Here is a 22,838-nt window from a genome sequence, read left to right as displayed (position 1 = left end):
CTTAGCAGACAGAGAAGTAATCACATGGCATCCGAACGCCTTCACCTTGAATTATGTAATCTCTCACTGGTTCAGTACGACCAGATCAAGATACTGATGGATGAGGCCTACCCTGAACTCGGCGGCGCCTGGCCACAGCATACTATTCAGCGTCTTATTGATGAGTTTCCGGAAGGTCAGATCGGTGTCATTGATGGCGACGCGCTGGTCGGGATCGCCCTGTCTGTTCAGGTCGATTACCAGCGTTTTTCCAATCCGCATACTTACGAAGACATTGTCGACAGTAACGACGTAGTATCGAACGACCCCGAGGGCGATGCGCTCTACGGGCTTGATGTCGTTATTAAAAAATCACACCGCGGTATGCGTATCGGCCGCCGTCTTTACGATGCCCGTAAAGAACTCTGCCGTCAGTATAATTTTCAGGCCATTCTGGCCGGTGGTCGTATTCCCAGTTACCACAACTATCAGGATGAAATGTCCCCCATGGACTACATCCAGAAAGTGGATACGAAAGAAATTTATGACCCCATTCTGTCGTTCCAGCTTTCCAACGATTTTCAGGTAAAGCGTCTGTTACGTAAGTACCTGCCTGAAGATTCTGCGTCGGTGGGTTACGCAACGCTGCTCGAATGGAGCAACATTCTGTATGAGCCGACAGATACCGTGCTTCTGTCCCGTAAAACTACGGTACGTGTCGGCGCCGTACAGTGGCAGATGCGTCTGGTAAGCTCACTGGAAGAACTGCTCAAGCAGGTCGAATATTTCGTTGATACTGTGTCCGATTATCAGTGTGACTTTATCGTCTTTCCCGAATTCTTTAACGCGCCTCTGATGGGCCTCTGCCCGGAAACATCTCAGACTGAAGCAATTCGTTTTCTGGCTGGTTTTACCGACGAAATCCGCGATGCCATGTCCCGTATGGCGGTCGAATACAACGCCAATATTATTACCGGTTCGATGCCGATCAACGAAGACGGGACGATCTATAACGTATCTTATCTCTGTCATCGCAGTGGTAAAGTCGACGAACAGCGCAAGATTCACATTACCCCTCACGAGAAAAACGACTGGGTAATCCGTGGCGGAAACCAGCTTCAGGTATTCGAAACCGACGCGGGTCGTGTCGGCATTCTGATCTGCTACGACGTTGAATTCCCGGAGCTGGGCCGCATCATGTCGGAGCAGGGTATGGAAATTCTGTTTGTACCCTTCTGGACAGACACTAAGAACAGTTACCTGCGTGTCCGCCACTGCGCCCAGGCCAGAGCCATTGAGAATGAGTGCTATGTCGTCATCGCCGGCAGTGTGGGTAACCTGCCAGAGGTGGAAAGCCTGGATGTTCAGTACAGCCAGTCAGCCGTGCTGACACCATCTGACTTCCCGTTCCCACACGATGCCGTACTGTCAGAGGCGACAGCCAATACCGAAATGCTGCTGTTTTCAGATCTGGATATGGACAAACTGCGGATTCTTCACAACGAAGGCTCTGTCCGCAACCTGAAAGACCGTCGCAAAGATCTTTACGACATCATCGTGAAAAAATAACCGGATACCGCAGCCTTTTCAGAGAGAAAGGGCTGCGGTTATCCGGCTGATACATCACCCCTGCGCCTTCAGGCCTGCTCGGTGACTTTATTATCCTCGGCCAGATAGGGCTCCAGCTTCAGGATATTCTCGCGCAACCCTTCAGGGATATCGCAAGGGCAACCTTTCTTATAATCGAAGAACACCATAGTGCTTTCACCTTTCGCCACCAGGCGGGAGGTCTCGTGGCTCCAGACGCCGTATTCCTGATGAATACGACCGGATTCCAGCTTCACACTCTTGATGCCAACACTGATGGTGTCAGGATATTTCAGAGGAGCATAAAACTTAGCCGATGTACCTGAGAGAATCGGTCCCATTCCTGTGGACTTCATAAACTCCTCGATGCGGATGCTCTCCACATATTTCACCCGGGCACTCTCGAAATAGCGGAAATACACCGCGTTATTCACATGTTGAAATGAATCCATCTCGCCCCAGGAGACAGGCAACTCAACGACAACAGGGTAGTCATACAGATCCAGCATGATTTCATTCCTCTACTGTTCATAAATTCAGGCAGTGGCCAGTAAGCCCCGACTGCCATACGCCCAACGCTTTGCCAGCCAGTCGCTGACACATGTATAGGAGCAACGAGTGTGCCCAAACACCACCAGTGAGGAATAATCAGGCAAATATAATAAATAAGTACCAGATAAATAGGACAAATGACCGAATTTATCCTCAACAACTGGTACTTTGTTATTAATTAAAATTCAGAAAGAGATAAGAGGTTTTACGCCACTCAGAAAAGGTGGCAAAAGCTTGCCAAAGCACTGACGCAGAGCGTCCGGAATACTTTTTCATTAAGGCCATGAAATAGCCAATGGTCAATTTATCGTCATTAATGACAGGCATAAAAAAACCCGCCGGAGCGGGTTTTCTGACACTTCTGAATAATCAGAGTTCAAAGCTGTGACGCAGAACGATAGTTTCTACGCGATCAGGGCCGGTAGAAATAATATCGATCGGAGCACCAATCGCTTCTTCAACAAAGCGGATATACGCACGGGCATTTTCTGGCAGGTCTTCAATGCTCTTCGCACCAAAGGTGGATTCAGTCCAGCCTGGCAGTTCTTTGTATACCGGTGTCACTTTCTCAAACTGATCCGCAGACGCTGGCACCTTCAGAGGGTTGCCCTGCTCGTCCTGATAGCCGATACAGACTTTAATGGTCTCCAGACCATCCAGTACGTCCAGCTTGGTCAGGCAGATAGTATTAATCGAGTTAACACGGATGGCATGTTTCACCAGCATGGCATCGAACCAGCCACAACGGCGGTCACGACCAGTGGTGGTGCCCTTCTCTTTACCTACGTCCGCCAGGTGCTTACCCACGGAGTCGAACAGTTCAGTCGGGAAAGGACCTGATCCGACACGGGTGGTGTAAGCTTTGGTGATACCCAGAATCTGATCCAGGTACAGCGGACCAACACCCGAACCTGTCGCCACACCACCAGCCGTGGTATTTGACGAGGTCACGAACGGATAGGTGCCGTGGTCGATATCAAGAAGCGTACCCTGAGCACCTTCAAACATGATGTCGCCGCCGGTTTCACGGATCTCATGCACCAGATCAACTGCATCAACGACGATGTCTTTAATCTGCGCTGCCCAGTCCATACATGCCGCCAGGGTTTCTTCGTAGCTGACCGCGTCTACACCGTAGTACTGAGTCAGAGAGAAGTTATGGAATTCCATGACTTCTTTCAGCTTGTCAGCAAATTCTGGCTGATACAGGTCACCAACACGCAGTCCGCGGCGCGAGACTTTGTCTTCGTACGCTGGCCCGATTCCGCGGCCGGTCGTACCAATCTTGGCGTTGCCACGCTTGATTTCGCGCGCCTGATCCAGAGCCACGTGATATGGCAGAATCAGCGGACAGGCGTGAGACACACGCAGACGCTCCATCACAGGGACACCACGATCTTCGAGAGCGCGGATCTCTTTCAACAGTGCATCCGGTGCCAGCACCACACCGTTACCGATCACACAACGTACGCCATCGCGCAGGATGCCGGACGGGATCAGGTGCAGTGCAGTTTTTTCACCATTGATCACGAGGGTATGGCCGGCATTATGACCGCCCTGAAAACGAACCACTGCCGCTGCTTTTTCAGTCAGCAGGTCAACAATTTTACCCTTACCTTCGTCACCCCACTGGGTGCCCAGAACAACAACGCTTTTGCCCATGGCGGTTCTTTCACTCAATCGTTAGTTAAGGCCAGTTCACTCTGAGCAAACAAGGCCTGTTATCGGCTTTAGTTCTTCAGGCGTTAACCAGTTGCCACTTGCCGTCCAGAAGTTGCAGGCGCTGGTCGCATTCGACCGCATCGCCATTCAGTTGCACCAGCACGCGCATTCCCTGACTTCTGCACTGCTGGATAGCCTGCCACAGCGCCGGGTCATCGGAGCTGGGAGCAGCGACCGTCTGCTTGACTGACTCCGTCCGCCTTCCCAGGCGCGCCAGTACTTTCAGATCGGCACTGAAACCGGTCGCAGGACGCGCACGTCCGAAGTCTGCACCGGTTTCATCGTAACGACCACCCTGTGCCACAGCATCTCCATAGCCGGGTACATAGGCAGCAAAGACCAGACCTGTGTGGTAGTCGTAACCACGCAGCTCAGTCAGATCACACATCATAGAGGTCGCCGGGAAGCGCTTTGCAAGTCGCTCAGCAACGCTGCGGATGTGACCAATTTCTTCCGCAGTTTCCGGCACCAGAGCCTGCAGGCGATCAAACGCACCCGCCAGCGACTCTGCACTGCCCTGAAGCCCGGCCAGCACAGAAAAGGCTTCTACCAGACGGGCATCATTCAGTTCACGCGCCACCCAGGCCTGAGTGTCGGTAGCGCATTTCAGTTTCAGCAGATCAAACAATTCTGTCTGCTGAGCATCGGTCAGACCAGCGACCCTGGCCAATGCACGGAAAACGCCTACGTTACCGAGATCAAGGTGAACGTTCTCAAGACCTGCCTGTTGCAGCAGGCTGAGCATCACACTGATGATTTCGACGTCGGCTTCGATGCCGGCTTCACCATACAGCTCTGCGCCAATCTGAGTCGGGGTACGACTCGCCAGCAGAGAGCCAGACTTGGCGTGGAACACAGTGCGGCAGTAGCTCAGACGGCTGATGCCTTCCGGTGCCAGGCTGTGTGCATCAATGCGGGCAACCTGCGGCGTTGTATCAGCACTCAGACCCATCATGCGGCCTGAAAGCTGGTCAGTGACCTTGAAGGTACGCAGGTTCAGATCTTTGCCTGTGCCGGTAAGCAGTGAATCAAGATATTCCAGTGCAGGTGGAATGACGAAGTCATAGCCACAGGCATCCAGATAATCGAGAAGATGACGGCGCAGTTGCTCAATACGGCGCGCCTGCGGCGGCAGAATTTCGTCAATACCATCAGGCAACAGCCAGCGGTCAGCTCCAGTCATATTCCAGCCTTCAGTGTTTGATCAGATATAACAGGGCGAGGCCGAACAACATGCTGGCCAAGCCGGTGAGTCTCATAGTCCGGTCGTCTGTGCGTGCCAGTTGTCCCACCAGTCGCCGCCAGCGTCCGGGGTTCAGGAAAGGAAGTATCCCCTCAATGATAAAAACCAGAGCAACAGCCAGCGCCAGCTCGGTCCAGAGGTCCTGAGACAAGGTATGTTCCTGTCGAAAAACTGCACAAAAAAACCGGGCGACCGGCCCGGTTGCGGGATTCTACCAAAGCTGGCCGGCGATGAACATGGTTTAACGCAGGCTCATTGCCTGCGTTCTCCCCTGCCTGACCGGCCAGTCAGGTAATTACTTGCCCTTAGCGTCGTTCAGATAACGGAAGAAGTCGCTTTTAGGATCAAGCAGCAGGACATCATTGCCCTGGAAGGTTTCGGTGTAGGCCTTGAGGCTACGGGTAAATGAGTAGAACTCAGGGTCAGCACTGTACGCTTTTGCGTAAATGCGTGACGACTCTGCATCCCCTTCACCCTTGATCTGCTCAGCTTCGCGGTAAGCTTCTGCCTCGATCACCGTGCGCTGACGCTCAGCATCTGCTTCGATACCTTCAGCCAGCTCTTTACCCTGTGAGCGGTGTTCACGGGCTTCCCGGCTACGCTCTGCAGACATACGGTTGTACACCGACTGACTGAGTTCGTCTGGCAGGTCGATCGCTTTTACGCGCACGTCCAGAACTTCGATACCCAGCTCTTTCTGAGTTTCGAGGTTAAGTGACGCCGTCAGCTGAGTCATCAGCTGGTCACGCTCACCAGAAACCACTTCGTGCAGAGTACGCGCGGCAATCTCGTCACGCAGTCCTTTGTTCACAAGGTTTTCCAGAAGTGCGGTTGCGCGGGTACGGTCACCGGATGACGCTTCGTAGTAAGCACGCACATCTTTAATGCGCCACTTCGCATACGAATCAACAATCACGTATTTTTTACCCGATGTCAGGAATCGCGAAGGCTGAGTATCCAGCGTCAGAACGCGGGCATCAAAGCGTTTGATCACATCCACAAACGGGACTTTAAAGTCGATACCGGGTTCAACGTCGGCATCGATCAGTTCACCAAACTGGAGTTTGATCGCACGTTCAGTTTCTTTAACGATGTAGAAACTCTGACTACCAATCAGCACCACCAGGGCGATGACAATCAACGATGAAAAAGCTTTCGTAGACATTAACGACCCTCCCTGCGGACGCTTGTGCTGTTCTGACGGGCACGCAGCTCATTAACAACCTGATCTGTCAGACGGGAAATATCAGAGTTAGTCATACCTGATTCACGGGCAGCGGCCTGCACAGGCTGCATCAGTTTATCCAGTGGCAGGTACATCATGTTGTTACCCCCTTCAACATCCACCAGAACTTTACTGCTCGTGGTGTATACCTGGGTAACGGCGTCAATATAAAGACGTTCACGGGTGACCAGTGGTGCCTTTTTGTATTCAGACAGGAGTGCTGAGAAGCGGTCTGCTTCACCCTGTGCGCGGGCGATCACACGCTCTTTGTAAGCGCGGGCTTCTTCAAGCTGACGTTGTGCACGACCACGAGCTTCCGGCACGACCGAGTTGGCGTAGGCTTCAGCATCGTTAATAGTGCGCTCTTTATCCTGTTTGGCACGCTGAACGTCATCGAACGCTTCTTTCACTGCCGCTGGCGGTGTTGCGTCTTTAATGTTGACGTTTGTCAGAGTGATACCGGTTTCGTAACGGTCGAGGTAATCCTGCAAACGGATCTTCACGGCATCCGCCAGAACAGCACGGCCAGTCGTCAGAATCGGGTCCATTGCGGTCGAACCGACTTCATGACGAAGCGCACTTTCAGCGGCATCCATCAGTGTCAGTTCAGGGTTTTCGACACGCAGCGCAAACGCCGCAGGGTCAGTTACCCGGTACTGAACGTTCAGTTTTACGTCGACGATATTCTCGTCTTCGGTCAGCATGCTTTCGCGGATTTCTGCTTCACGGACACGGGTAGTATTCACGATGATGACTTCTTCAATCACCGGAATTTTCATGTGCAGACCTTCGCCTTCAATACGGTCGAACTTACCGGTCTGTAATACAACACCGCGTTCCTGGGTATCCAGGGTATAGAAAGCGTTCATCACAAAGAGGACGACAGCAATCACTGCAGCAACAATCAGGAAGCCAACGATGCTTCCCTCGTCACCACCGTTATTGCCATTGCCGGGCTTTCCACCCAACAGACGGTTAAATTTGTCGGTCAGTTTACGGATGACTTCATCCAGATCCGGCGGCTGATTCCCACCATTATTGTTGCCCCTGTTGCCCCAGGGATCTTTGGGATTGCCTTTGCCACCAGGCTCGTTCCAGGCCATAGTTCACTCCAGTCAGTGTGTGCCGGGTTTAGTCAGAATAGTAATGATAACGGATTTCTGCGCCCCGGCCACTTTCCGGGGCTTCTTCAGTGCCAGGGTTCTTCTGGCGGCGCGATAAATCGCTCTTCACGTATGCCCGCACGGGACAATGCCCGACGGAAATCCTGCAACTGCATTCTTACGCCAAGCAACATGTTGCCATTATCGGCGAACTCTTCAGTGCGGATGCCGCCCAATTCGTAAAGAATTGCACGCAGCCGCGCTTCTTCCGGGCGCAGTTCAATATCGTCACTGAACAGCTCTTCGCCCAACAGTTCACCCATCGCCTGCTGCAGCAGATCAAAGCCTTTACGTTCACGTGCTGATAACCACACAGCCACAGGCTGTCCGGTGTCATCGCGGTCAATCCGGGCCTCGCCATGCTCCAGAAGATCTATTTTGTTGTAGACCCGCAGCTCTGGCAATTCATCCGCGCCGATTTCGCCTAATACCAGCTCCACCTGTTCGATATTCATCTCACGTTCGGGTGCTGCACAGTCGATAACGTGCATCAGCAGGTCAGCTTCTGCGGCTTCCTGCAGAGTCGCACGGAACGCTTCCACTAACTTGTGTGGCAGATGGCGGATAAACCCTACCGTATCAGCCAGAACAATTTCGCCCACATCGTCGATATCAAAGCGGCGCAGTGTCGGGTCAAGTGTTGCAAACAGCTGGTCAGCGGCATAGACGTCTGACTCTGTGAGCGCATTGAACAGGGTCGATTTGCCTGCGTTGGTGTAACCCACGATGGCAACGGTCGGCACCGCCGAGCGCTGACGAGCCCGCCGGTTCTGGTCGCGTTGTGCACGCACTTTCTCCAGACGGGCATTGATGCTTTTAACCCTTTCCCGCAGCAGTCGACGGTCGGTCTCGAGCTGGGTTTCCCCCGGGCCGCGCATACCGATACCACCCTTCTGACGCTCAAGGTGGGTCCAGCCCCGTACAAGCCGGGTCGCCTGATACTGCAGCTGCGCCAGTTCAACCTGAAGTTTACCTTCATGGGTACGGGCACGTTGCGCAAATATATCGAGAATCAGACCGGTACGGTCGAGCACACGACACTTGAGTTCGCGTTCGAGGTTTCGCTGCTGACTGGGGGACAGGGCGTGATTAAAGATAACGATCTGGGCGTCATTCATACGCACCAGGTCTCCGATTTCTTCAACTTTCCCCTTACCAACAAAGGTTTTAACGTCAGGGGTAGGACGTTTGGTGGTCACAAGGCCGACTGGGTCGGCCCCGGCCGAAATGACCAGTTCACGGAATTCATTCAGATCTTCGCGATTTGCCCCTTCCGGGAAATCCACGTGAACCAGTACTGCGGTTTCGCCACCACTATCCGGACGTTCAAAGAACAAGGCAGTGGCTCCTGCTGATATTACTCGGCGTCTGCACCTTCGACCTGATCGGCTGGCGCCAGACGAACGTTGCGAGACGGTACAACGGTAGAAATTGCGTGCTTATAAACCATCTGAGATACCGTGTTTTTCAACAGGATCACAAACTGGTCAAATGATTCGATCTGTCCCTGCAGCTTGATCCCGTTAACCAGGAAGATGGACACAGGAATACGTTCCTTGCGCAGCTGATTCAGGTAAGGGTCTTGTAGAGAGTGCCCTTTTGACATAGTTATTCTCCTAATGTGAGAAGGTGCCGTCCAATGTGGGGACAGCGGAATATAATTTATAAAGCCCCGGGGTCAACCAGAATCTGCTACTCAGCGGCCACACCCAGGCCGTAAATCTGAGTAATATGCTAAGGAATCAGGTCGATGCGCTAAATATGGCGTTGGCGTTAAGTATTTTCAAGGCATTTCGCAGAATATCCGGATCATCGGTATCTAACCAGTGAAGATCGGGCCAGCTGCGCAGCCAGGTAATCTGTCTTTTCGCCAGTTGGCGGGTCGCAATAATGCCGCGTTCCACCATTTCATCATAGTCGGTCCGCCCTTCCAGGTAGTCCCAGACCTGACGATAACCAACACAACGGACGGACGGCATATTTTCATGCAGATCCCCCCGTTGCCAGAGCCCCCGGACTTCCTCAACAAACCCCTGCGACATCATAATACGATAGCGCTCGGCAATCCTGTCATGAAGTCGCTTTCTGTCCGGTGGACAGACAGCAAGATTGACCACGTGATAGGGCAAAGGTTCGGAATTCTGCTCCGCCCAGTGATCGCTCAGGTTTTTTCCTGACACCATCCAGACCTCCAGTGCACGCTGAATGCGCTGGGAGTCCATGGGTTTCAGTCGTCTGGCCGACTCGGGGTCCACCTCGGCAAGCCGCCGGTGCATCTCCGGCCAGCCATATTTGAGTCCATCTTCCAGTAACTGCGCCCGGATCGCCTCATCGGCGGTCGGCAGCTCGGCTGAGCCATCGCGCAGAAACTTAAAGTACATCATGGTGCCACCCACCAGCAGCGGTACCTTTCCGGCCGCGGTGATGTCTGCCATTTCCCGCAGCGCATCATTGCGGAATGTTGCCGCAGAATACGCCTCTGCCGGATCAATCAGATCAATCAGACGATGCGGTGCCTCGGCCAGCATGGCGGTATCCGGCTTCGCCGTGCCTATGTCCATGCCTTTGTATATGAGCGCCGAATCCACGCTGATGATCTCGCAGGGATAACGTTTTACCAGCTCCAGTGCGAGTGCGGTTTTTCCGGAGGCGGTCGGCCCCATCAGAAAAATTGCCGGCGGCAGCTCATTAGTCACAGGTTCTGACATCAACGTCCCCGCAGAAACAGCTTATCAAGCTCGGACATGCTCATCTGTGTCCAGGTCGGGCGGCCATGATTGCACTGACCCGAGCGCTCTGTCGCCTCCATATCACGCAACAGTGCGTTCATCTCAGGGATCGTCAGTCGACGGTTCGCCCGCACGGAGCCATGGCAGGCCATGGTCGACAGCAGTTCATTGCGATGAGCCAGGATACGGTCTGACGCCCCATGCTCCATCAGGTCACCGAGCATATCGGTGATCAGCTGAGGCACCTCCGCCTGCTGTAGCAGAACGGGAATCTGGCGGATCATAATATTCTCCGGCCCGACGCGGGCCAGCTCAACGCCCAGCTGCCGGAAGTCTTCGGCGTACTGCTCGGCTGCGTCAGCCTCACGCTCGCTGACACTCAGCGTCACTGGCACCAGCAACGGCTGACTCTGTACTCCCTGATCATCTACGGCAACTTTCAGACGCTCGTAAGTGATGCGTTCATGAGCCGCGTGCATATCTACCACCACCAGCCCCTGAGCGTTCTGGGCAAGGATATAAATACCGTGCAGCTGCGCCACAGCGAAGCCCAGCGGGGGCATGTCCTGTTCATTACTTTCCGGAAGAGGGACCGGCTCGCGCAGTGGCTGCGTCATCTGTTCAAAAGAACGCAGCTGACTGGCTACCTCCGCGCCGGTCGGGCGGCTTTCAGCAACACCACTGGCGTAGCCTCCCGGCTGGAACGACGCAGGTGATGCCACCGCCGAAGGTTGCCAGTCGAGGCGTGACTGACCCTGAAACTCGCCGGCTTCGGTACCACTGACAACCTGTGAGGGGGCGGGAGTTAACGCGGCGGTCGACTGGTCAGGACGCACGTCCCCAAGGGCGCGGTGCAGTGACCGGAAAATAAAATCGTGCACCAGGCGTCCATCACGGAAACGGACCTCGTGTTTAGTCGGGTGCACGTTAACGTCTACCAACCGGGGGTCTAACCATAAGTAGAGTACAAAGGCTGGGTGGCGACCGTGATAGAGCACATCCCGGTACGCCTGCTTAATCGCATGAACAACCAGTTTGTCCCGTACGGCACGCCCATTAACAAAAAAGTACTGCATGTCCGCCTGCGAACGGGAGAAGGTCGGCAAACCGACCCAGCCTTCGATATGCAGGCCAGCAGCTTCAACATCGATGTGCACCGAATTATCAATAAACTGAGGGCTCAGCAGCGTGGCGATGCGCTTTTCGCGATCAATCGTACGGGGCGCCGGGCGCAGTGCATGAATGGTACGGTTATTGTGTCGCAGAGAAAAAGCGACGTCGTAACGACTCAGGGCGAGTTTTTTCAGTGTTTCTTCGAGATGCGAAAATTCGGTTTTTTCTGTGCGCAGAAACTTCCGCCGCGCGGGCGTATTAAAAAACAGATCGCGGGCTTCGACCGTAGTGCCCGTCGGGTGCGCAGCCGGACGAATTTCAGCCTGCATATCCCGACCTTCAGCTGAGACCTGCCATGCTTCGTCTCCGCCTTCTGCCCGCGACGTCAGTGTCAGCCGCGACACCGATGAAATACTCGCTAGGGCCTCACCACGAAAGCCCATAGTGCCAACGGCTTCAAGATCATCGAGCGTGGTGATTTTACTGGTGGCATGACGACTGAGCGCCAGCGAAAGATCGTCTTTATCGATTCCGTGTCCATTATCGCGGACACGCAGTAACTTAACTCCACCCTGCTCAGCTTCGACATCAACCTGAGTAGCGCCGGCATCCATGGAGTTTTCGACCAGTTCTTTAATGATATTGGCCGGACGTTCGACCACCTCTCCGGCGGCAATCTGGTTCGCCAGCCGGGGAGATAATAAATGAATTCGGCTCATGCTGTTTCCGGCATTATGAATTTGGAATCCGTAGGCGCTGACCGACTCTCAATGAGTCACTGTTCAGACCATTCAGATCCCGCAGTGCTTTAACGTCCATCCCATTCTGAACCGCCAGTTCAGAAAGGGTATCGCCTTTACGGACAACGTATTCAACAAACGTATTGGCGGCTTTCTGTCGCGCAGCCACCATAGTACCCGCTGGCGGGTGTCGATAAAAATAATCACGGATGCCGTTAAAAATCGCCCGCGCCATTTTTTTCTGATAACTCTCTGTCTGAAGCTGACGGGCTTCTGAAGGGTTCGAAATAAATCCGGTTTCGACCAGCAGCGCTGGCATGTCGGGCGATTTCAGAACCACAAACGCGGCTTCTTCAACATCACGCTTGTGCAGCTTGCTGATTTTTCCCATTTCACCCAGGATTTCTTCACCAATCTGAACGCTGGCCGTCCGCTTATGAGTCATCGACAGGTCAAGCAGGGTCAGGGCCAGATGGTCATCCCGATCCCCCAGCGTCACCCCCCCGATCAGATCGGAGGCATTTTCTTTATCGGCCAGATAACGCGCTGTTTCACTGGTTGCGCCACGATCCGACAGGACAAACACTGAGCTGCCCTTGGCACTCGGGTGCTTAAAGGCATCTGCATGAATGGAGACAAAGAAATCTGCGTTGGCTTTTCGTGCCTTTTCGGAACGATCACGCAGACCGACATAATAATCACCGGTGCGCACCATATAAGGAGCAAACCCGCTTTCATTATTGAGCAGTCGTTGCAATTCCCGGGCAATGGCCAGGACAACGTGCTTTTCTTTTACTTTGCCCGGGCCGATTGCTCCCGGGTCTTCGCCCCCGTGTCCGGCGTCTATAGCAATAATGATGTCGCGGCTTGAGGCTTCATAACTGTCCGCTTTTTTGACCACGGCTGGCCGTGCGGTCGCACCGGTCACCGGCCGGTCCAGGTCAATCACCAGACGGTCATGGCGTATTTCTTCGTTGGGAGCCACGGGAAAGCTGCTGTAGGCCATCGTCGAACGTGTCTCGATCACCAGACGCAGATCATTTTTATTACGACGGCCGTGGCGCAGACGAATAATCTCGGTGGAATTGTTTTCCACCTTGCTCATATCCATCTTCAGATCGGCGTCTGCAAGATCGACCACGATGCGGTCAGGATTTTTCAACTGAAATATTTTGTGCTCGTGCGCCCGGCTGAGGTCCAGCACCAGACGAACGCTCTCTGGCGATTGCCAGATCCGGATGTCATTCACATCGGCATTCGTGCTGGCCGCCGCCATCAGCAGCATCAGCAGTCCGGCCAGTTGACGTATCTTCCACTTCATTCTTATACGAGTCCTGCCAGTCCTTCACTCCAGCGTTGCCCTCGGGGCGTGTGTGCCTGCCAGTTCAGTATCCGCGAGTCACCGGCATCGTCAATAGCAATCACCAGATCAGGGTCAGGTAACACCCCTGCGCCTTTGTCCGGCCATTCGACCAGACACAGCGTACCTTCGTCGAGGTACTCCCGGATACCCATATATTCAAGTTCTTCAGGGTCCCCCAGACGATAGAGGTCAAAGTGACAGACACGCAGGCCGGCCACCGAATATTCTTCAACCAGAGTGTAGGTTGGCGACTTCACCGCCCCCTCATGACCAAAGGCCTGGATCAGGCCACGGCTGAGCGTCGTCTTACCTGCCCCCAGCGTACCTTCCAGAAAGATCAGCCCACCTTCACGCAACAGTGGAGCCATCCGGGCTGCGAATGCCAGCATCGCGGTTTCACCTGTCAGGCGGATACTCGTCGTCATCAGTTCACCAGTTCTCTCAGATAAGGCATCAGATCCGTGGCCAGCAGACCGCGGACGCCACTCTCAGACACCGCCAGGTCTGCAGCCGCACTGTGCAGAGCACAGCCATACAATGCTGCTTCCCACGGAGATTGCCCCTGCGCCAGTAATGCCGTTATCACACCAGTCAGCACGTCGCCCATGCCGCCCGTGGCCATCCCGGGATTACCATCGGTACAGACAGCAAGACGCCCATCCGGGTGAGCAAGGACAGTTCCCTGCCCTTTCAGCAGGACCACGGCATGATAGCGTTTCGCCAGAGCCTGCGCACTGCCGGTCCTGTCGGCCTGAATATCCGCCACGGTGCAGTTAAGCAGTCGCGCCGCTTCTCCCGGATGCGGCGTCATCACCGCGTCGCGCTCTTCAAACGCAGTCTGCCAGCCCGGAGAGGCAATAATATTCAGGGCATCGGCATCTAAGACCACAGGAAGATCCGATAAGAGTACCTGCTGCAGCAGGAGTTCCGACCAGCTACTGCGCCCAAGTCCCGGACCACAACCAATCACGGTGGCGCGTTCCAGAAGTGGTTGCAACTCGAGGCCGGAGGTAACGCCAGCCACCATACATTCGGGACGGGCCGCCAGAATCACGGGCATATGCTCAGGCCGGGTCGCACAGGAAATCAGCCCCGCCCCCGAGCGCGCACAGGCTTCAGCGGCCATACGGATGGCTCCGCCATAGCCCAGCTCCCCTCCGATCAGCAGAGCGTGACCATGCTGGCCTTTATTGGAATTACCCCGCCGTTGTGGCAGACGGCGATCCTGCTGGTCAAGCAGGTGCCAGCTGATACGCTCGGCCAATGGCTCGACGCGCACTTTTTCAGCGGCACCAAGGTCCAGCGGTGCAAATGACAGATCACCACAGACATCCGGGCCATCACAGGTCAGCAACCCCGGTTTCACCCCGATAAAAGTCACCGTCAGATCAGCCTGCACTGCCAGCCCCATCTGCTGGCCCGTTGCGGCATTCAGTCCTGAGGGCACATCAAGGGCCAGCACCGGCGCAGGATGCTCATTCATCGCCGTAATCGCTTCGGCAAAATCCCCCTGCACCAGAGCATTCAGTCCCGTACCCAGCAGGCCATCGACGATGAGTTCTGCCGATCCCGTGATTTCTCCGGCAAACTCAGTCTCTGTCACACCGGCTTCAAGAGCCCCCTCGCGGGCCGCTCTGGCAGAACTGCTCTGGCGACTCAGATCACCCAGAGTGTAGAGCGACACATCAATACCATGGAGGCGGGCCAAACCGGCCACAACAAACGCATCACCGCCGTTGTTACCTGCACCGGCAATCAGGGCGATGTGACTGACGTCTGGCCAACGCGACAGCAGCAGCGCAAAAGCTGCCTCGCCTGCATGATTCATTAACTCAGAGCCATCGTCGCCCATGCGTTGAATAATCAGGCGATCAAGTTCACGCACCCCAGCGACACTGTCGATCCGGCCGGGCAGGTGATCTCGGGCAGAAAATGGGCGTTTCATCGCGGTGAAACCTGTGTTTGTGATAGATTGCCGGGATTATATAGGAAGCCGCGTCCGTTAGCCTCATGCCAGACCTTTCTCCAGAACAGCTCAGTCAACTGCGACAGCGCATCCTGCAGCTCAGCGAGGAGGCCGGCTTTCAGCAGGCGGGTATCAGCAGCACCGACACAGGCAATCATAAAGCCGCCCTGGAGCGCTGGCTGGAAGCCGGTTATCACGGCGAAATGACCTACATGGCCGATCACGTTACTGAGCGCGGTCCGATGCGTGCCCTACCCGACGAGCTGCACCCCGGCACCCTGAGTGTGATCAGTGTCCGCATGGATTACCTCGCGCCGGGTATTGAGCTGCTCAAGCACCTCAGCGACCCCGACAATGCCTATATATCGCGCTACGCACTCGGCCGTGACTATCACAAGCTGATCCGTAAGCGCCTGACCGATCTGGGCAAGCGAATTCAGGCAGAAATCGGCCCTTTCGGTTTCCGCGCATTTGTCGACAGCGCGCCCCTGCTTGAACGCGCACTGGCACAGCAGGCTGGCCTGGGCTGGATTGGCAAAAATACGATGCTGATTAACCGCCGTGCCGGTTCGTATTTTTTTCTCGGTGAAATCCTTACTGACCTGCCGTTACCGCCCAGCGAATCCCAGGAAACGAACCATTGCGGACGCTGCACATCGTGCCTCGATATCTGTCCGACACAGGCCTTTGCTGGCCCGTATGTGCTTGATGCGCGACGCTGCATTTCCTACCTGACAATAGAACTGAACGGCCCGATTCCGGAAGATCTCAGGTCAGGCATCGGCAACCGGATTTTTGGCTGTGACGACTGTCAGATCGGATGTCCCTGGAATCGCTTCAGCGGTACAACCGGAGAGTCAGACTTCAGCCCCCGCCACCAGCTGGATAAAGCAACGCTGCTGGAGCTGTTTGCCTGGGATGAACCCACCTTCCTGAAAAAAACCGAAGGGATGCCCATCCGCCGCACGGGCTATGAAAACTGGATGCGCAATATTGCTGTCGCGCTGGGAAATGCACCTTCAAGTCTCGATATTCAGGCAATACTGACTCAACGTCGCGGCCAGATTTCTGCTCTGGTCGATGAGCACATCGACTGGGCGCTGCAACAACAGACCCGGCATTAAAAGCTTCTTTTCTGTCTTTTCAGGATGTTGACCCATCCCCGCCCCTCTGCCACTGTTCGGTTTCTTTTACTACGAATAACAGAGGAAAACCCGTGAATAAGGAAGCCGTTTTCAAAAACAAACTGGTGTGGATTACTGGCGCATCATCCGGTATCGGCGAACAACTCTGTTATGACCTGAGCAAACTCGGCGCCCGGCTGATTCTGTCGGCACGTCGCCCGGAAGAACTTGAGCGTGTTCGCCAGGCCTGCGCCAACCCGGAGCAGCACCGGGTACTGCCGCTCGATATGCTGAAAGAAGCCGATGTGCTTGCCGCAGCGGATACGGTGTTTACCGAAATGGGCGCCGTCGATTACCTGTTCAATAATGCCGGGATTACGCAACGTTCTCTGATCGCAGAAACAGACGCCGATATTTACCGTAAGGTGATGGAGCTGAATTATTTTTCTCAGGTCGCGATTACCCGTAAGGTTTTGCCGGGCATGCTCGCCCGAGGTTCCGGCCACATAGTGACGACCTCCAGTATTGCCGGTCTGATCGGTATTCCTTATCGCTCGGCATACTGCTCTTCTAAGCACGCGATTATCGGTTTTATGGATTCACTGCGTTCAGAAGTTCATGACAAAGGCCTGCGGGTGACCACCATCTGCCCTGGATTTGTGCGTACCAATATTATTGATACAGCACGCCGGGAAGGTACAGCACAGGAAAAAGTCGAAGATACTGTGATTAAAAATGGTATGCCGGTCGATACCGCTGTCGCCCGTATTCTGGATGCCGTGGCTGCAGAAAAAGAGCAGGTAGTGATCGCAGAAGGGAAAGAGGGAATGGGCCCTGTTCTGAAGCGTTTGTTCCCGGGTGTGGTGTATCGCATGGTGCGCAAAATGGCGCTGACCTGAAGAGCACCCTGAATAATCCGGTACTCCGGCAATAAAAAAAGAGGGCTGAGCCCTCTTTTTTTTATGCCTGCACCACTCAGAGCGCGAGAAAATGTTCGCGGTAATGCTGCATCTCGGCGATAGACTCGCGGATATCATCGAGCGCCTGATGGCTGCCCTGCTTCTGAAATGAAGACACCGCTGACGGCTTCCAGCGTTTGGCAAGTTCTTTGAGCGTCGATACATCAATATTCCGGTAGTGGAAATAGCGCTCCAGCTCGGGCATGTACTTCACCAGAAAACGACGGTCCTGATGAATGCTGTTGCCGCACAGAGGCGAGGTACCTTCTTTCACATGCTCACGCAGGAACGCCAGTGTCGCCAGCTCGGCGGCGCGGGTGTCCTGCTGGCTCTCGCGTACCCGCTGAGTCAGGCCAGAGTTTCCGTGAGTCCGGGTATTCCACTCGTCCATAGCATCAAGCAGGATATCGGGCTGATGAACCGCAATCACAGGGCCTTCGGCGATCACATTCAGGTCGCCATCCGTCACTATGGTGGCGATTTCGATGATAACGTCCTGCTCCGGCTCCAGGCCGGTCATTTCAAGGTCCATCCAGACCAGATTATCTTTCTGACTCATAGCTGCATTCCGCATAAACTGAACCCGAAGGATAGCAACTTGCACCAGACTCAGCCAACAAGGACAATGACCGCCTTATCTTATTCTGTAGCACTATGTCGAAACGCAAACTCAATCGTCGCCAGGCCTGGCGGGTAGAAAAGATCCAGCAGGAAAAAGCTTCGCGGGCAAAACGCAAAGAAGCTCAGATCACGGATCAGCTCAGCGCCGGAGAACTCGGTGAAGAAGTCCATGGGCTGGTGATTGCGCATTTCGGTACGCAGGTCGAAGTAGAAGATAATCAGCGCCAGCGCTTCCGCTGCTTTCTGCGCGCTAACCTCGGATCACTGGTCACAGGCGACCACATCGTCTTCCGTCCCGGACCAGAGACTAACGGCGTACTCACCGGCGTCGTAGAAACCGTACTCAAGCGGCAGTCTGAACTGTCGCGCCCGAATCCTTACAATGAAATTAAGCCGGTCGCGGCCAACATTGATCATATTCTGCTGGTGATTGCCCCGGAACCCGAAGCACATCCGAACCTGATCGACCGCTATCTGGTTGCCGCTGAAAACTGCGATATCGAGCCCATCCTGCTGCTCAACAAAACCGACCTGATTGACGACACGACCCGGCCACATTTCGATGCCCTGCTGAGTGCCTATGAAGCATTGGGGTATCGCACCATGCAACTGTGCAGCCGGGATGAAAGCAGCCTGACCGGGCTGAAAGAATTTCTGAACGATAAGGTCAGTGTTTTTGTCGGGCAGTCAGGGGTGGGTAAGTCGTCACTGATCAGCACGCTGTTGCCCGGCGAAGATCTGCGCATTGGTGCACTGTCTGAGAACACCCGTAAGGGCCGTCACACCACAACGACTGCACGCCTGTATCACTTTCCGGCCGGTGGCGATCTGATTGACTCTCCGGGAATCCGTGAATTCGGGCTCTGGCATATGACGCCTGAAGAAGTCCTGTACGGTTTCCGGGAACTGAGAACCACCGCCGGCGAATGCCGCTTCCGCGATTGCGCTCACGAGAAAGAGCCTGGCTGCGCGATCCGCGCTGCTCTGGAGGCTGGCGAACTGAGCCAGTCGCGCTTCGACAGTTACCGGCGGATACTGCAGACCCTCACCTGAGGATTACCAGAACACTTCCTGTTTATTCGGTGGATTATCGTAGCTGTTGTCCTGACGTTCGCGCTTTTTGCGCAACTGCTCAAGCAATGAACCCGCTTCATTGATGACAGGGGTACGGTTGTCGTCGGCCGGCACCTCTTCGCCATTCACGAAGTTGTACTCGGCGCTGCCGCGCCCTTCGACGGTTTCTTCCGATTTTTTATTCAGCAATGTAATGGCAATCCGCCGGTTAACAGAAGCGTCCGGGTTATCAGTATCCAGAGGTGCCGTATCTCCCATGCCGATCACCTGAGCGATCTGCTCTTTCGGCACTCCGGCTTCCATCAGTGCCCGCCGCGCTGAATCCGCGCGCATCGATGAAAGCCCCCAGTTCAGGTCATCCTCATCACGTTGACCGGACAAACGGGAAGCGTCGGTATGTCCGGTGATCGACAGGCGATGATCAAGCCCGGCAAGCATCGGAGCCATTTCCCAGAGAATATCTTCTGAATAATATTTGAGCTTGGCACTGCCCGGATCAAACATCGGACGATTGGTCTGATCTACAATCTGCAGCCTCAGGCCCTCGGTGGTGATATCCAGCAGGAGCTGATTTTTGAACGGACTCAACGTCGGGCTGGCATTAATCTGCGCCTGAATTTTCGCCATCATATCCTGCATCCGGCGTTGTTCGATGGCTTCAGCCATGCTCTCGATTTCGTCGGCCTGCAGCACATTGTCCGGATCAATATTTTCACTGACCGCAATGTTATTGGATGTCGTCGGCGAACCGCCCAGATCAATCACGTATTTAGAGGGTACCCGTTTACCCTCTTCGAAGGCTTTCGGGTCCTGAAAATAGCCAGAGATGGCAGCTCGCTGTTGTTCATTCGATGAATTGATTACCCACAACACCAGAAACAGCGCCATCATCGCCAGGGCGAAGTCTGCCATGGCGACTTTCCAGGCACCCCCGTGATCTTCGTGTTTGCCCTTTTTGTAGCGGCGGACAATGATGTTCTGATGAGGACTGAGCTTTTCCATCAGCGGCTATCCATCAACGACTGCGTACCTTGCTCTCGACTTCGTCGAAGCTTGGGCGTCCATGGGTGAACAGTGATTTACGCCCGAACTCTACCGCCAGCTGCGGAGGCAGGCCATTGAGAGAGGCAATCACACAGGCTTTCGTGGCTTCGTAAAGTTTGATTTCTTCTTCTGCAAGATGACGCATCACGGAAGCCATCGGCCCGACCAGACCGTACGCCAGCAACACCCCGCTGAACGTACCTACAAGGGCTGCGGCAACGTGGGCACCAATCTCTTCTATCTCGCCACCAATGGCACCCATAGTGATCACGATGCCCAGCACCGCTGCGACAATACCGAACCCCGGTAACGCATCAGCGACTTTGCCAACGGCCATGCCGGGCTGTTCCAGCTCATGCAGACGAGCCTCGATTTCCTGATCCATCAGCGACTCAAGTTCAAACGAGGTCAGGTTACCCGCCGCGATAATGCGGAAATAATCAGCGATAAAAAACGACAGCTCAGTGTTCGCCTGAATCACCGGGTAGCGGGAGAAAATCGCACTGGTCTCCGGGTTTTCGACGTCACTCTCAATGGCCATGATGCCTTCGCGTCTGGCCTTATTAAGAATGTCGTAGAGCAACCCAAGGACATCCATGTACATGGCCTTGTTAATGCGACTGCCCATAATGACCTGAGGCACCATGCGGAACGACGACCAGACCACGTGCCACGGGTTCGATAACAGGAAGGCACCAAAGGCAGCGCCGCAGATAATGAGGATTTCAAAGGGCTGCCACAACGCAAGCAGCTGCCCGTGCGACATTACATAGCCGACACCGACACTGCCGAAGACAACGACAACTCCCAATATAAAAAGCATCCAGCTTCGTCCCTCACGAAGATTAAAGGTCGTTTGCAACCCGTGACAAAATGACACAGAGAAGCAGCGTGGCATTGAGTGGGTTACGACTATAGTAAGTAAAGGTCACAAATCACTGTTTAACAAACCACTCTATGCCTACTCCGTCTTATAACCCGCCGAGCGCTGCTCAGTGGGAAGAAGTGCTGACGTTCCGTGATCTGCCGATCATGGCAGAAACCCGGGAAGCCCTGCGCCGCGCATTGCGTGATCCACAGGTCAGCTTCGACACCCTGGTGCCTGTGACAGAGGCCGATCCGGCGCTGTGCTGGCATCTGCTGCAGGCTGCCGTCAATCAGAATCCGGATTGCCGCGAGCAACTGACCGGGGCGTACAGCTGTCTGTCGCTACTGGGCATGCAGGAACTGGTGAAACTGGTCAAACAACTCCCGGTGGTCACCGATGACGACGGCGAAAGCGCCCGTCATTACCGCCAGGCCATCATTACGGCTCACATGGCGGGATGCCTGGCCGCTCAATGGGCTGCAGCCCGCGGACAGGTCGCCGCCAGCGCTTACTGGACCGCCATGCTGACGCATTCGGTGATCTGGCCCTGGCTGCTGGTCTCCGACAGCAGTCGTAACTGGCTGCACCGACTCAGCGAAGGCGATGATCTGATGACTGCCTCTGTGCGGGTTTTCGGAGATAACCGTCAGAACTGGCTGCGACTTGCACGTCGTCACCACTTGCCAGAAGCCGTGCTGGATGTCTTCAAAGAAAACATCCTCCCGGATTCTCAGGGCTGGAAAACCCTGCGTCGCGAAGATCCACGAATGCTGGATGAAGGACGTCGCCTGATACACCAGAGCCAGACCCCAGCGATGCTGGCAGTGACCGCCGCAGGAACCGCCTGGCAACTGCATCTGGCTCCCGAAGGTCGCCGCTGCGATCGCTGGCTGGCACTGACCAGCCACGCCCAGGGCAGACAAGTGCATCAGATCGTGCAGGAATGCCGGATAGTTCAGCTTGATGAGGCAAGACTGCGCCGTAGCGGAACCTCATCGGGTCTGTCACTGCTGGCAAGCCCGGAGCCCGCACAGCAGAGCTACCCCGAATACATATCACCGACAGAAAAAGCCGCATCACCGGCGCCAGCTGCTGACACCGGACCGGTCGCGGAGACAAAAGCATCCGCCCCTTCGAATGTGACACCGCTGACGCCACCACGGGATAACCTGCCCGACGCACCGGTCCAGCAAGGCAATGAATACCTTAAAAAACTGCTTGATCAGTTAACCACAGAACCCGCGAGCTTCGGCGACTGGCACTATCTGATGCGCGGGGTGTTGCGAGGCATCACCACCGGCATCGGCATCCAGCACGCCTGCGTGTTATTGCCCGATAAGAGTCGCGAGTGTCTGCGTGTGGTCTACAGCGAAAACGCTGAGGGCATTGAACCTCTGACACAAACCCGGTTTCAGCTGAAAGCAGCACCCTTGTTACGTCAGCTGATGAAGCAGACCGCCGCCGTTCACCTGAATAAGAGCAATCAGGCGACCTACCTGCGGGGCATGCACGGCAGCTACGTCGAGCGCCTGCCTGACGACCTGCTGCTGATGTCCATCACCGCGGGGACGACTCCCATGGGGATAGTAATTGCGACGCCAGGGTCGGATGGGCGCGCCCTGACAGCGGAACAGTATCAGGCCTTCAAAAAGCTCTGCAGTGTGACCAGCAAAGGATTAACCTCGCTACGCAGACTGACTGTTCAACAGAAAGCAGGCCCGCGACGCTCCTCGCAGGCCTGACATACGCAGATCACTCGGATACAC

General features: G+C 55.0%; 21 protein-coding genes. 5 read left to right on the top strand and 16 right to left on the bottom strand.

Translation table 11 applies throughout. The annotated features are described in order from the left end of the window. Positions 1–24: 24 nt before the first annotated feature. Complete coding sequence (locus Q1L85_RS14450) at positions 25–1,548, top strand: bifunctional GNAT family N-acetyltransferase/carbon-nitrogen hydrolase family protein (protein ID WP_300425997.1); 1,524 nt, start codon at positions 25–27, stop codon at positions 1,546–1,548. 68 nt (positions 1,549–1,616) lie between these two features. Here Q1L85_RS14450 and Q1L85_RS14445 read toward each other — a convergent pair whose 3' ends face one another. The 13 genes from Q1L85_RS14445 to Q1L85_RS14385 form a co-directional block, all read right to left on the bottom strand. Then, positions 1,617–2,075 (bottom strand): thioesterase family protein, encoded by a 459-nt coding sequence (locus Q1L85_RS14445; protein ID WP_300425996.1) that lies wholly within the window; start codon positions 2,073–2,075, stop codon positions 1,617–1,619. 412 nt (positions 2,076–2,487) lie between these two features. Next, the gene (locus Q1L85_RS14440) at positions 2,488–3,780 is read right to left on the bottom strand and encodes an adenylosuccinate synthase (RefSeq protein WP_300426016.1); all 1,293 of its coding nucleotides are present in this window, start codon (positions 3,778–3,780) and stop codon (positions 2,488–2,490) included. 76 nt (positions 3,781–3,856) lie between these two features. Further along, entirely contained in the window at positions 3,857–5,023 is a 1,167-nt protein-coding gene (locus Q1L85_RS14435) for an ATP phosphoribosyltransferase regulatory subunit (RefSeq protein ID WP_300425995.1), read from the bottom strand. A 10-nt stretch (positions 5,024–5,033) separates the two neighbouring features. Further along, positions 5,034–5,234, bottom strand: a complete 201-nt coding sequence (locus Q1L85_RS14430) for a DUF2065 domain-containing protein (RefSeq protein WP_300425994.1) — start codon at positions 5,232–5,234, stop codon at positions 5,034–5,036. A 144-nt stretch (positions 5,235–5,378) separates the two neighbouring features. Continuing rightward, the gene (gene hflC, locus Q1L85_RS14425; protein ID WP_300425993.1) at positions 5,379–6,248 is read right to left on the bottom strand and encodes a protease modulator HflC; all 870 of its coding nucleotides are present in this window, start codon (positions 6,246–6,248) and stop codon (positions 5,379–5,381) included. Next, a complete protein-coding gene (gene hflK, locus Q1L85_RS14420) occupies positions 6,248–7,411 on the bottom strand; it encodes an FtsH protease activity modulator HflK (protein WP_300425992.1) in 1,164 nt (387 codons plus the stop codon). The genes hflC and hflK overlap by 1 nt, the downstream gene beginning before the upstream one ends. An 86-nt stretch (positions 7,412–7,497) precedes the next feature. After that, positions 7,498–8,808 (bottom strand): ribosome rescue GTPase HflX, encoded by a 1,311-nt coding sequence (hflX, locus tag Q1L85_RS14415; protein WP_300425991.1) that lies wholly within the window; start codon positions 8,806–8,808, stop codon positions 7,498–7,500. 20 nt (positions 8,809–8,828) lie between these two features. Further along, positions 8,829–9,077, bottom strand: a complete 249-nt coding sequence (hfq, locus tag Q1L85_RS14410; protein WP_300425990.1) for an RNA chaperone Hfq — start codon at positions 9,075–9,077, stop codon at positions 8,829–8,831. A gap of 136 nt (positions 9,078–9,213) precedes the next feature. Then, positions 9,214–10,179 (bottom strand): tRNA (adenosine(37)-N6)-dimethylallyltransferase MiaA, encoded by a 966-nt coding sequence (gene miaA / locus Q1L85_RS14405; RefSeq protein WP_300425988.1) that lies wholly within the window; start codon positions 10,177–10,179, stop codon positions 9,214–9,216. Then, positions 10,179–12,032, bottom strand: a complete 1,854-nt coding sequence (mutL, locus tag Q1L85_RS14400) for a DNA mismatch repair endonuclease MutL (RefSeq protein WP_300425987.1) — start codon at positions 12,030–12,032, stop codon at positions 10,179–10,181. The genes miaA and mutL overlap by 1 nt, the downstream gene beginning before the upstream one ends. A gap of 13 nt (positions 12,033–12,045) precedes the next feature. After that, positions 12,046–13,374 carry an N-acetylmuramoyl-L-alanine amidase gene (locus tag Q1L85_RS14395; RefSeq protein ID WP_300425986.1) on the bottom strand — a complete coding sequence of 443 codons (1,329 nt, stop codon included), beginning with the start codon at positions 13,372–13,374 and terminating at the stop codon, positions 12,046–12,048. 2 nt (positions 13,375–13,376) lie between these two features. After that, positions 13,377–13,841: a tRNA (adenosine(37)-N6)-threonylcarbamoyltransferase complex ATPase subunit type 1 TsaE gene (tsaE, locus tag Q1L85_RS14390; protein ID WP_300425984.1), complete on the bottom strand. Its 465-nt coding sequence runs from the start codon at positions 13,839–13,841 to the stop codon at positions 13,377–13,379. Then, on the bottom strand, positions 13,841–15,361 hold the full coding sequence (locus Q1L85_RS14385) for an NAD(P)H-hydrate dehydratase (protein WP_300433463.1): 1,521 nt from the start codon (positions 15,359–15,361) through the stop codon (positions 13,841–13,843). The genes tsaE and Q1L85_RS14385 overlap by 1 nt, the downstream gene beginning before the upstream one ends. Before the next feature lie 65 nt (positions 15,362–15,426). On the opposite strand from Q1L85_RS14385, the gene queG reads away from it, so the two are divergent. Together queG and Q1L85_RS14375 are read left to right on the top strand one after the other, a co-directional pair. Continuing rightward, positions 15,427–16,506, top strand: a complete 1,080-nt coding sequence (queG, locus tag Q1L85_RS14380; protein WP_300428675.1) for a tRNA epoxyqueuosine(34) reductase QueG — start codon at positions 15,427–15,429, stop codon at positions 16,504–16,506. Positions 16,507–16,598: 92 nt separating this feature from the next. After that, positions 16,599–17,405, top strand: coding sequence for an SDR family oxidoreductase (locus tag Q1L85_RS14375; RefSeq protein ID WP_300428677.1), 807 nt, complete (start codon positions 16,599–16,601; stop codon positions 17,403–17,405). A gap of 76 nt (positions 17,406–17,481) precedes the next feature. Here Q1L85_RS14375 and orn read toward each other — a convergent pair whose 3' ends face one another. Beyond that, the gene (orn, locus tag Q1L85_RS14370; protein WP_300433462.1) at positions 17,482–18,024 is read right to left on the bottom strand and encodes an oligoribonuclease; all 543 of its coding nucleotides are present in this window, start codon (positions 18,022–18,024) and stop codon (positions 17,482–17,484) included. 95 nt (positions 18,025–18,119) lie between these two features. Here orn and rsgA point away from each other — a divergent pair, with 95 nt between their 5' ends. After that, positions 18,120–19,139, top strand: coding sequence for a small ribosomal subunit biogenesis GTPase RsgA (gene rsgA / locus Q1L85_RS14365; protein ID WP_300428626.1), 1,020 nt, complete (start codon positions 18,120–18,122; stop codon positions 19,137–19,139). Between the two features lie 3 nt (positions 19,140–19,142). On the opposite strand, the gene motB is transcribed toward rsgA, so the two are convergent. Together motB and motA are read right to left on the bottom strand one after the other, a co-directional pair. Beyond that, complete coding sequence (gene motB / locus Q1L85_RS14360; RefSeq protein WP_300428624.1) at positions 19,143–20,162, bottom strand: flagellar motor protein MotB; 1,020 nt, start codon at positions 20,160–20,162, stop codon at positions 19,143–19,145. A gap of 13 nt (positions 20,163–20,175) precedes the next feature. Then, the gene (gene motA, locus Q1L85_RS14355) at positions 20,176–21,027 is read right to left on the bottom strand and encodes a flagellar motor stator protein MotA (RefSeq protein ID WP_300428622.1); all 852 of its coding nucleotides are present in this window, start codon (positions 21,025–21,027) and stop codon (positions 20,176–20,178) included. A gap of 134 nt (positions 21,028–21,161) precedes the next feature. Here motA and Q1L85_RS14350 point away from each other — a divergent pair, with 134 nt between their 5' ends. After that, positions 21,162–22,814 carry a hypothetical protein gene (locus tag Q1L85_RS14350; RefSeq protein WP_300433461.1) on the top strand — a complete coding sequence of 551 codons (1,653 nt, stop codon included), beginning with the start codon at positions 21,162–21,164 and terminating at the stop codon, positions 22,812–22,814. The last annotated feature ends 24 nt before the right edge of the window (positions 22,815–22,838 follow it).

It is taken from the genome of uncultured Thalassolituus sp., assembly GCF_950066645.1.
Taxonomy (GTDB): Bacteria; Pseudomonadota; Gammaproteobacteria; order Pseudomonadales; family Oceanobacteraceae; genus Thalassolituus.
The sequence above is the reverse complement of the archived record's forward strand: the minus strand, read 5'-3'. Positions and strand labels throughout refer to the sequence as shown.